Below are 6,802 nucleotides of genomic sequence, written 5' to 3'. Positions count from 1 at the left end.
ACCGCGTCCTGGCTGTTCCTCCGCATGAACACCTGGCCGCCGAGCCCGACGATGGCCTGGTCGGGGTCGCCGTGGCCGTAGTGCGCCCAGCGCTCACGGTAGAGGCCCACCATGCGCTGGGTGTGCGAGGCCGGCCAGAAGATGTGGTTGGCGAAGAAGCCTTCGCCGTAGTAGGCGGCCTGCCCAGGTCTGCATTGCCCGGGTTGCGTCATCTATGCTGCGTAACGTGCTTGCCGACCTGTACGCGAGGAAGTCGTCCGCCGATGGCGGGAAGCCTGTCGAGCGGCAGGAGCGTGCGTGGCGGGCCGACTGCGCCGATCTTGAGGTGGGTCCGGGTCGGGTGTTCGTCGACCCCGACTTTTCGGCGAGCCGCTACGCGAAGCGAGCCCGCCCCGACTACCTGGCCCTCCTGGAGCACATCCGCGCCCGGCAGTGCGAAATGGTGTGCATGTGGGAGACCTCCCGCGGCTCCCGCGTTCCGGCGCTCTCACTGCCGGGCAGATCCCGAGGTGTCGCGCGGATGGCGATCGAGATCTGCGCTCTCGGCGATTCCCCGCGCGATGCCGAGCTCCACCAGGTCCTGAGGCCGCAGCCGCAATCGCTCGGTGGTCGCCCGCACCTCGGACGGCGGCCGCTTGAGGATGGCCGTGGCCGCCTCGGGTGAGATCACCGCGAAGTAGCTGTCCGGCGTGACCCACATCCGGCCCGGGGCGGCGAACGCGAGGGCACCGCCGGAGCCGCCCTCGCCGATCAGCATTGTGGTGACCGGCATGGCGGCTGACGCGATCGCGGTGAACATGTCCGCGATGGCGGCGCCCGCGGCGGTCTGCTCGGCTTCCGGGTCGTTGGCCGCGCCCGGCGTGTCGACCAGGGTCAGCACGGGGATGCCCATTCTGTCGGCCAGGCGGACCAGCCGTGCCGCCGTGCGGAACCCGGCGGGCCGCGTCACCGTTCCGCATTGCGCGGCATAGGCGACGGTGACGCCGTCACGATGGCCGAACCCGCAGAGCACTCCGGGGTCGACGCCGCCGCACCGGTCACCGCTGATCGATTCGCGCCAGTCGAAACACTCGTCGAGGTACGCCTGCGCGCGCGGACGATCGGGTGCGCGCGCGCGTCGTACGGCATCCCAGCCGGTCTCGGGCAGCGTCGCCGAGCCCAGCGCACCCGGCACGAATGCGGGCGCTGCCGAGGGCGTTGTCAGCAGCCGCAGCCAGCGCTCCAGCCGGCCCCTCAACTCAAGGTGGGATACGACCTGGTCGACCTGCCCCGCAGCGAATTGCTCCGCGACGGTGTACCCGGGTGGACGCACCCGCGATCCGGCGAAGCCGACCTGCGCTCCGTTCAGCCCGATGATGACGTCCGCGCCGGCGCCGAGCGTGGCCCAGCCACCGCCGGTCGCCGGGTCGCGCAGCACTGCGATGTGCGGAAGCCCTGCGTCACGGGTGAGAGCGAGCTGACGGGCGATGCGTTGCAGCTGGGTCAGCGCCGGCGTGCCCTCCTGCATCCGGCTGCCGCCGGTCGCGATCAACGACACCACCGGCACGGTGAGCTCGCGCGCCCTGGTGAACGCCTGCTCGATCCGCCGGCCGGTCCGGGTGCCGAGCGAGCCGCCGAGGAAACCGAATTCGAATGCCACCAGTACGGCTGTGACACCGCCGATGTCGGCGACACCGCAGACAACCGACTCGCGTTCGCCGGTGCGATCGCGCGCGCGTGCCAGCGCCTCGTCGTAGCCGGGCCAGCCGAGCGGGCCGTCCACTGCGGGCGGTTCACTCGCATCGGGCAGTTCGGTGAACGCCCTGGCCACTCGACTGATCATGGCGCGTGCGGGCTCACGCACGGAGCGCTCGCTTCACGACCTTGCCCATCTCGTTGCGCGGCAAGGATTCGACGAAACGGACGATTCTGGGGCGCTTGTGCGGGGTGAGTAGTCGTGCGACGTGGTCGACGAGCTCGCGTTCCTCCGGCGCGGCGCCGACCGGCACGACCCAGGCGACGATCCGCTCACCGACGTCGTCGTCCGGCTCGCCGGTCACCGCCGCTTCCGCTACGCCCGGATGCTCCAGCAGCGCGTTCTCGATCTCGCCCGCACCGATCTTGTATCCGCCGCTCTTGATGATGTCGGTGGCTTTGCGGCCGACGATTCGGTAGTGGCTGTCGGGGTCGCGCATGCCGATGTCCCCGGTGCGGAACCAGCCGTCGACGAACGCCTCGGCTGTGGCGTCGGGCTGGTTGAGGTACTCGGTGAAGAGGTTCGGTCCGCGTACCTGGATCTCGCCTATCGCACCGGATTCCTGGATCGGCACACCGCTGTCGTCGACGAGCCGCACCTCGACTCCCGGCAGCGGGACGCCGATCGAGCCGGGCTTGCGGTCGCCGTCCGCGCGGGTGCTGGTGTTCATCAGTGCCTCGGTCATGCCGTACCGCTCCACGACCAGTTGGCTGGTCGCCGCGGCGATGCGCTCGTGGTCGGTCGCCGGCAACGCCGCCGAACCCGACACGAGCAGCCGTGCCTGCCGCAGCGCCGCGACGAGTTTCGGGTTGCCGTTCACCTCGTCCGCGATGCGGTGGTACATCGTCGGCACGCCGAACAGCATCGTGCCCCCGTCCGCGAGCGCCCGTGCCACCTGATCTGTGGAGAAACCGCCGAGGTGGTGCAGCGTGCCTCCGCGGCGCAGCGGACCGAGCACGCCGAGGATGAGCCCGTGCACGTGGAACAACGGCAACGCGTGCACCAGCACGTCGTCCCCGGTCCACTGCCATGCCTGCGCCACTGCGTCCAATGTGGATATGATCGCTCGGCGCGGCAGCACGACGCCCTTCGGCGCTCCCGTGGTGCCCGAGGTGTAGACGATCAACGCGGGTGCCCCGGCATCCGGCTCCGGTAGCAGCTCGGCCCGTCCGGGGTCGAGCGTGACGTCCCGGCGGGGCACCGGCAGCAGGCCTTCCGGCAGTCGTGTGCCGGGAGCCGCGAGCACACCGGCGGGCGCGCTGTCCGCCACGATGTGCGCGAGTTCCCGTTCCCCGATTTTCGGGTTGATCGGCACGGCGGGCACCCCGGCGAACCAGGCGGCGACGACCGCCACGCACGTCTCGAGGGACGGCGTCGCCCAAACCGCCACCCGAGGCAGCCCCGCCAACTGCTGTGCCAGGGCTCCCGCGCAGGATGCCAACTCGGCGTGGGTGAGGGTGCGATCGCCGAAGCGAAGCGCGACGCGGTTCGAAGGCGATGCGATAAGCAAGACGCTCACCAGCCTCCGGGGACGACAAGGGCGAGCCACACCAGCGGCGGCGCCGCCGCCACCACGATCCCGCCGTAGACCATGAGCTGCTTGAAGAACCGGTCGCGGTCGACGTCCTGTGCACTGGCCAGCACCAGCGCGCCGTTGGTGGAGAACGGGCTCACGTCGACCACCGTTGCCGACACCGCGAGCGCCGCGATCAGCCCGACCGCGCTGACGTCACCACGCAGCAGGAACGGCACGGCGAGCGGGATGAGCGCGCCCATGATGCCGACCGACGAGGCGAACGCGGACACGATGGCGCCGATGTAGCAGATCAGCAGCGCGGCGATCAGCGGGGCGCCGACATCGGCGACGGAGTTGCCCGCCCACTTGATCGTGCCCATCGTCTGCAGCACGCCGACGTAGGTGAGGATGCCGCAGATCAGCAGCACGGTGGGCCAGGTGATCTGGGTGATCGCCTGCTTGCTCTGCTCCGGCCACACCACGCTGAGCAGCACCGCCACCGTGATGGCGGCGAGGCCGACGTCGAGGTCGAACACCAGCGTCGCCGCCACCAGCGCGGCCAGGCCGGCCAGGGTGGCGATGCGCGGTGCGGTCAGGGTGACGCGCTCCTCGGCCTCGGCCTCGGCCTCGGCCGCGTCGCCGTTGCCTCCGCCGCCGCCGGTGCGGACGAGCGCGGGCGCGTCCAGGGGACGCCTGGCCAGTTTCAGGCCACCGAGCACCACGTACACCACGACCGCGATCGCCAGGTTCACCACGGCGCTTGCCAGGAACAGCACGATCTCGTTGCCCGGCAGGCCCTCCTCGGCGACGATGCCGTTGACGATCGTGCCGTAAATGCTGATGGGGGAGAACCCGCCCGCCTGCGCGCCGTGCACCACCATCACGCCCATCAGCAGCGGGCTGATCTTGTATTTCGCGGCGAAGCCCATCGCGATCGGCGCGACGATCGCGACCGCCGCCGGGCTCACCGCACCGATCGCGGTCAGCACACCGGTGATCGCGAACATCACCCACGGCATCAATGCGATCCGCCCACCGACCAGCCGGATCGCCATGTGTACCAACCAGTCGGTGGTGCCGTTGGCCCTCGCGATGGCGAACAGGAACGTCACGCCGACCAGCACGACGAACAACGAGCCGGGGAAGCCCTCGAAGATGTCGTCGGTCTCCATGTCCGCGACGAGCGTGCCGACACCGAAGGCCGCGGCGAACGCGAGCGCGCCCATGTTGATCGACCGGGTCGTGGCGATCACGAACACCACGACCAGCACGAGTATCGAAATCAGTTCGGGGGACATCGGGCGCTCCCGTCGTTGGGACCCCAGTGGCGCAGTGGCTCAGCCACTTTCCCTCCGCGGCCCGGGAACTGTCAAGAGGTGGTCTAATGGCTGAGCCACTTCACGGGATACGCTGGACCGATGTCAGAAGCACTTCGGCCGGTGGTCAAGCCCCGCCTGTACGAGCAGGTCCTGGAACGCCTGCGCGCACATGTGGCGGAGGCGGGCCTGCGCGCGGGCGACCGCCTGCCCGCCGAGCGCGATCTGGCCGCCAGCCTCGGGGTGAGCCGCGCGTCGGTGAAACAGGCGATCGTGGTGCTCGAGGTCCAAGGCCTCATCGAAACGCGCCACGGCGGCGGGACCTACCTGGTGCGCGGCACCCTCGACGTGGAACCGGTCGAGCAGCTTGTCGAACGCCGCAAGCAGCTCCCGGACGTGCTGGACGCGCGGGAGGCGCTGGAAACAAAACTCGCCGAACTCGCCGCCGAACGCCGCACCGCGGACGAACTGGAGGACATCCGGCAGGCACTCGACTTCATGCGCGACGAGGTCGCCGAGGGCGGTTTCGGCATGGAGGGCGACCGGCGGTTCCACGCCGCGGTCACGGCAGCCGCGCACAGCTCGTTGCTCGCGGAGTTCATGAAGTCGATCGCCGGCCAGATCACCGAGAGCCGCACCGAGTCACTGCGCCAGCCCGGCCGCCCGCCCCGTTCGCTCGCCCAGCACACAGCCATCTACGAGGCCATCGCCGCAGGCGAGCCGAAAAAGGCGGCCGCCGCCATGCGCAAACACGTCCGCACCGTCGCGAAGGTGCGGCTGCTGACTTGGGAGCCAGAGGCCTGAGCCGAATCGGGCCGCGCCACCTACGGTGGCGCAGGGTGAACGTTGCCCCCTTGCCCAGCCCAGCGAATTCCGCGGGTGAAGCCAGATAGGACGTCACGGCCGAAGTACGTGATTCCCGGCCGCCGCCAGCGAGAAGCCCTCTCGTACCACTGCCCAAACTGTTGTCGGCGATTTCCATGACGGCAAGGACGGCCGCCGATGGCAACGGGGCTGGGTGATTAACGCCGGAACCCGCGCCGGCTGTCACGCGGTGTCGCGTTGAGGAACGGCCGGAACCACGCCTCCGGGCGGTAGTCCCCCATGCCAGCGCTCCGATTGGCCTCCGACTCCGGATCCTCGATGCCGTCCAACTGCCCATCGAACAACCGCAAGATGTCGTCGTCCTGCAGCAACACGTCAAACAGAGATTCCCAGTCGTAGTCGACGCCGTGCTCCGGCAGCGCGGCCAGGACATGCGCAGGTGTCCCCCACCCGTCGCGCGCCGCACCGTCGGCGGAACGAAACATCAGATGTACCGCCATCTCCTCCCCCGGGCACGTCGGCAACGGCCACCGCCCAACGGCAAGATCGGCGGCCAAGTCGTCGAAAGCACGAGCAGCCTGCCGGCGCCAGATGGCATCCTGACCCCACGTGATCCGGGGATAATCGGCGAACGCCACCCATCCCCCGTCCTCAAACACCCGGGCATCGCCGTACTGCGTGACATCGTCGTAGGCGAAGTCGGCATGCAACTGCGTGACCGACCACAACACCGCCGCCGTGCGCGGCGACACCTGGAAGCCAGAACACGCCTCACAATCGTCTACCGCACACCGGCACACGGGAAAAAGTCTCCCGAAGTCAGGATGTCCGCTGGAATCACCGCCGGCGCCACCGTCGCCTTCGGCGATGGATAGGTGAGAACCGACGACCTCGACGCCTACCCCAGTCTCGACAACCGCGTCTGCATCCGTCACCCAGCTAAGAGCAGCTGCGGTATCGCCACGTACGTCTTCGCGCTCAGCGGCAAGGACCTCGTCAGGGCCACGGTCTCCGTTCGCCACGAACGTGCCTTCAGCTACACGACTTAACGCCGCCTCCTGCAGAACCGCCGCGTCAGCCACCTCGACGGTCACTTCGGCTCTGATCGTGAACCGACGTCCTCGCTGACCCATCGGCGCAGCATAATCCGGCTCCTCGCCGGTCGGCCTACAAGGTTGTCCGAGGGCGGACAGCAGCGATCACGTTCGCAAACTGTGGGCATCCTAGGAACCCATCCTGAAGCCGCCCAGTCAAGTGTTTGGTATCCGCAAGAACGTCGAAGAGAATGGGAATTACCAAAGACACCGATCTTCGGTGCGGGCAAGTGGCCCGCCTGAAACTACGATGCGTAACGAAGCAGAAGTTCGACCCCCACACTGTCAGTGTGGTGCGCAGCTGCGGCGCCGGCTC

General features: G+C 69.0%; 5 protein-coding genes and 2 pseudogenes. 2 read left to right on the top strand and 5 right to left on the bottom strand.

Annotated elements, in window-relative coordinates:
• Positions 1–182: pseudogene (locus AB0M54_RS44260) on the bottom strand (5,10-methylene tetrahydromethanopterin reductase); the annotation flags it as partial.
• A gap of 32 nt (positions 183–214) precedes the next feature.
• Here AB0M54_RS44260 and AB0M54_RS44255 point away from each other — a divergent pair.
• Positions 215–463: pseudogene (locus AB0M54_RS44255) on the top strand (recombinase family protein); the annotation flags it as partial.
• Positions 464–487: 24 nt separating this feature from the next.
• On the opposite strand, the gene AB0M54_RS44250 reads toward AB0M54_RS44255, so the two are convergent.
• From AB0M54_RS44250 to AB0M54_RS44240, 3 genes are read right to left on the bottom strand one after another with little or no spacing between them, the layout of a single operon-like run.
• A complete protein-coding gene (locus AB0M54_RS44250) occupies positions 488–1,810 on the bottom strand; it encodes a carboxyl transferase domain-containing protein (RefSeq protein WP_364478651.1) in 1,323 nt (440 codons plus the stop codon).
• A gap of 25 nt (positions 1,811–1,835) precedes the next feature.
• Positions 1,836–3,257 carry an acyl-CoA synthetase gene (locus tag AB0M54_RS44245; protein WP_364478653.1) on the bottom strand — a complete coding sequence of 474 codons (1,422 nt, stop codon included), beginning with the start codon at positions 3,255–3,257 and terminating at the stop codon, positions 1,836–1,838.
• Entirely contained in the window at positions 3,251–4,549 is a 1,299-nt protein-coding gene (locus tag AB0M54_RS44240) for an SLC13 family permease (protein ID WP_364478648.1), read from the bottom strand. Before AB0M54_RS44240 ends, AB0M54_RS44245 begins: the two co-directional genes overlap by 7 nt.
• 141 nt (positions 4,550–4,690) lie before the next feature.
• Between AB0M54_RS44240 and AB0M54_RS44235 the strand changes: the two genes are divergently transcribed.
• A complete protein-coding gene (locus AB0M54_RS44235) occupies positions 4,691–5,371 on the top strand; it encodes a FadR/GntR family transcriptional regulator (protein ID WP_364478645.1) in 681 nt (226 codons plus the stop codon).
• A 218-nt stretch (positions 5,372–5,589) separates the two neighbouring features.
• On the opposite strand, the gene AB0M54_RS44230 is transcribed toward AB0M54_RS44235, so the two are convergent.
• A complete protein-coding gene (locus AB0M54_RS44230; RefSeq protein ID WP_364478642.1) occupies positions 5,590–6,486 on the bottom strand; it encodes a hypothetical protein in 897 nt (298 codons plus the stop codon).
• Positions 6,487–6,802: the final 316 nt, after the last annotated feature.

It is taken from the genome of Actinoplanes sp. NPDC051470, assembly GCF_040682035.1.
Lineage (GTDB): Bacteria > Actinomycetota > Actinomycetes > Mycobacteriales > Micromonosporaceae > Actinoplanes.
This window is presented reverse-complemented; position numbering and strand designations above follow the sequence as displayed.

Bases quoted from the DNA above. Each gene is read 5' to 3' on its own strand.
- AB0M54_RS44240 (WP_364478648.1), bottom strand. From the start codon at position 4,549: ATGTCCCCCGAACTGATTTCGATACTCGTGCTGGTCGTGGTGTTCGTG.